The sequence below is a fragment of the Falsiroseomonas sp. RANM36 genome (genome assembly GCF_056682175.1).
This window is the reverse complement of record NZ_JBWXTD010000004.1, coordinates 357,680-361,226: the sequence shown is the minus strand read 5'-3', so window position 1 is coordinate 361,226 and position 3,547 is coordinate 357,680. Positions and strand designations below refer to the sequence as shown.

The window sequence follows — 3,547 nt, the reverse complement described above, 5'->3', positions numbered from 1 at the left end:
ACCGGGCGGATGGGCCGAAAAATCCCCTGCCATTCGCGCCTCAGGGCCGCTATTTCTCGGGCGGGGGCCGGGGCCTTGCCGGGACGGCGCGGCGCCGCCTTGGCGGCGCGGTGCCTTCAGCGGCGGGCGGTCATCGGCACGTAGTCGCGCCGGGTCGGGCCGGTATAGATCTGCCGCGGACGGCCGATGCGCTGCGTCGGGTCCTCGATCATCTCCTTCCATTGGCTGACCCAGCCGACCGTCCGCGCCACGGCGAAGATGACCGTGAACATGCTGGTCGGGATGCCCATCGCCTTCAGGATGATGCCCGAGTAGAAATCCACGTTCGGATAGAGCTTGCGGGAGACGAAATAGTCGTCCTCCAGCGCCACCTTCTCCAGTGCCACGGCCAGGTCCAGCAGCGGCTCGTCCTTGATGCCAAGCTCGCTCAGCACCTCGTGGCAGCTCTCCTGCATGATCTTCGCGCGCGGGTCGAAGTTCTTGTAGACCCGGTGGCCGAAGCCCATCAGCTTCACGCCGGAGTTCTTGTCCTTCACCTTCTCGATGAAGGACGGAATGTTGTCCACATGCCCGATCTCGCCGAGCATCTTCAGCACGGCCTCGTTGGCGCCGCCATGGGCGGGGCCCCAGAGCGCCGCGATGCCGGCCGCGATGCAGGCGAAGGGGTTGGCGCCGGTGGAGCCGGCCAGCCGCACGGTCGACGTGGAGGCGTTCTGCTCGTGGTCGGCATGCAGGACCAGGATGCGGTCCATCGCCTTCGCCAGGACCGGGGAGACCTGGTAGGGCTCGGCCGGCACGGCGTTGAGCATGTAGAGGAAGTTCGCCGCGTAATCGAGGTCGTTGCGCGGATACACGAAGGGCTGGCCCAGGCTGTATTTGTAGGCCATCGCCGCGATGGTCGGCACCTTGGCGATCAGGCGGAAGGCCGCGATCTCGCGCTGGCGCGCATCGCTCATGTCGATGTTGTCGTGATAGAACGCCGCCAGGGCACCGACCACGCCGCACATGATCGCCATCGGATGCGCGTCGCGGCGGAAGCCGTCGTAGAAGCGGCGGATCTGCTCATGCACCATGGTGTGGTAGGTGACGCCCTTGCGGAATTCCTTGAGCTGCGCCGCGCTCGGCAGGTCGCCGTTCATCAGCAGGTAGCAGACCTCGATGAAGTCGGAATTCTCGGCCAGCTGGTCGATCGGGTAGCCGCGATACAGCAGCACGCCCTCGTCGCCGTCGATGTAGGTGATCTGGCTCTCGCAGCTCGCCGTCTCGCCATAGCCGGGATCGAAGGTGAAGACGCCGAGGTCGGCGTAGAGCTTGCGGATGTCCACGACATCCGGCCCGATCGCCCCCTTCAGCACCGGCAGCTTGGTGCTTCGGTTCGTGCCGTCGAGCGTGAAGGTGACGGAGCCGTTGGGGGTCGTTGCCATGCTCTGCTTCCTCAAGGGCCGGCTGACCGGCTTGCGGGACCGCGGGGGGACGTGCTGATCGCGGCACCGTTATGGTGCGGCGCAATGTAGGGGCTGCTCCGCTGCCTTGGCAACGTCGCCCCGATGCGGTGAAGGTCGCAGGATCGCGTGAGCGGGCGCAGCCCGCGGCCGCCCGGCGTCTCAGTTGCGCTGGCGCCAGTCCTCGGGGCGCGCGAAGCCCCCGGCCCAGAGGCCGCGGGCCGCACGCCGCGCTTCGGCCTCCTTGGCGAGCAGGTCGGTGTCGTCCGCGCCCGCCAGGGCCCATCCGGCGGTCACCAGCCCGGCATTGAGCTCCGCCCCGCCGGCACTGCACAAGCCGAGCCCGCGCCCGAAGCGGTCGCGACCGGCAACCAGGCAGACCACCGAACGCCCATTCACCAGGCGCGACAGCGCCTCGGCCGCCGCGGCACCGCAATCGAACCAGCGTCCGGCGGCATCGGCGCAATTCTGCCCCCGCTCCGGCGCCGCGACGCCGGCCAGGCGCACCGTGCGGTCGCCGAGGCGCAGCGTGTCGCCGTCCACCACCCGCACCTCGGCGGCCAGTGCCGACCAATCCTGCTCGCGCGGGGCCGAGCCCATCAGGGCGGGCGGCACGCCGATGCCGGACAGCAGCGCAACCAGCGCGACGCCAGCCACGATCAGCGCCGGCGTGCGCCAACGCAGGGGAGACGCGGCAGGGCGGAAGATTCGACGAGGACGGCGCACAGTGTCTTGCAGGTTCTTGCGAAGGCCTACGCCTAACCTGAGGAGGGTGGCGCTTGCAAGCCCCTGCTCAACTGGCACGCGAACTAAAGAATCGCCCAGAAGTTATTGATTCCAGAAGACGCCTTGGTCGAGCAACGCCTCCCATGCCTGCGTCGCCCGGGCGCGCGCGCGCCGGGCGCGGGCCAGCGCCCAGCCCTCCGCCACGCCGCTTGCCCAGGTGAGGCCGGCACCACCCTTGCCCCGCAGATCGGCCATCAGACCGCGCGCCACCGCGGCATCATTGGCAAGCCCGAAGGCGTCCTGCACCTCGGCCAGCCGGCCGAGAAACCGCCGCGCGCGCTTGCGTCCCCAGAGCGGGGCGAAGAGTTCCGCCGCGTAGCGCATGCGCTTGCCTTCGATCCGCAGCGCATGGAACTCGGCATCCGGCAGTTCGGCGATGTGCCGGCCCGCCGCGGCGAGGCGCTTCCACCGGCGGTCGAGAACCCTGGCGCCGAATTCGGTCAGCGTTTCGCTCCGCCGCTCGGCCTGGGCATCCCGGGTCTCGTCGCGCCAGGGCCGAAGGATGGCGAGGCCGGTCGCGGTCCAGGCGACGCGGCGAAGCTCAGGCCCGTCCACCACCGGACGCAGCGCGTCATAGGCGTCCTCGCGCTTGTGCCGAGCGGCGCGGAGCAGGCCGGCGATGCGGGGGTCTTCCGGCAGCGCCTCGGCCAGCTCCGCCCCGAGCCCACCAAGCCACACATCCCAGTCCCGCGCCGGCCCCAGCACCTTCGCCATGTCCCGCAGGGCAACGTCGAAGCCACGCAGCGCCGCGCCGTCGCACGCCGGGCGGAACACCCGGAGCAGCGAGCGCAGCCGGCGCATGGCGACGCGCATCTGATGCACGCCTTCGGGCGTCGTCCCCGCCCGTGCCGCCGGCGCGTGCCACAGCAGCACTTCGGTGAGATGGCCGAGGGCGAGGCACAGCGCGGCCTCGACATCCAGCGAGGGATCGAGCAGCGGCGGACCCAGCCGCCGCGGGCGCAGCGGCTCGCCGCGCGCCAGCGCCCGGCCTTCCTCCGCCAGGGCGGCGCGCGGCGGCAGCAGCGGCACGGCCTCGGCCAGGGCGGCCATCGTTTCCAGCACCGCCGCGGGCGGGCCTGCCAGGGTGAGGCGGGCGGCCGGGCGCTCCTCCGCGACGCTGCGCAGCCGGCCCTTGAGCAGGGTGGCCTCCACCCCGCCCTGCAGGGCAACCTGGGCGAGCGTGCCTGCGAAACCGGCAACCGGCATGATCGCGCCGTCGCCGACCTCGAGCGGCACGGCGCCGGGCCCCCCCCGCGGAAACCGGGCCGGGGCGGCGGGCGCGGCCGCCCGGAGGCGCCCCGCGCGGGCAGCACCCGCCC

At 71.5% G+C, this 3,547-nt stretch carries 3 protein-coding genes; all 3 read right to left on the bottom strand.

Translation table 11 applies throughout. The features are described from left to right. Positions 1–116 precede the first annotated feature (116 nt). Positions 117–1,424 (bottom strand): citrate synthase, encoded by a 1,308-nt coding sequence (gene gltA, locus AC1MIR_RS15490; RefSeq protein ID WP_480029089.1) that lies wholly within the window; start codon positions 1,422–1,424, stop codon positions 117–119. Positions 1,425–1,604: 180 nt separating this feature from the next. After that, entirely contained in the window at positions 1,605–2,099 is a 495-nt protein-coding gene (locus AC1MIR_RS15485) for a thermonuclease family protein (protein ID WP_480029088.1), read from the bottom strand. A 171-nt stretch (positions 2,100–2,270) separates the two neighbouring features. Continuing rightward, positions 2,271–3,547: CYTH and CHAD domain-containing protein (locus AC1MIR_RS15480; RefSeq protein WP_480029087.1), on the bottom strand; the 1,277-nt coding region annotated here is incomplete at its 5' end.

Excerpts from the sequence above, each read along its gene's own strand:
- gltA (WP_480029089.1), bottom strand. The coding sequence starts at position 1,424 with ATGGCAACGACCCCCAACGGCTCCGTCACCTTCACGCTCGACGGCACG.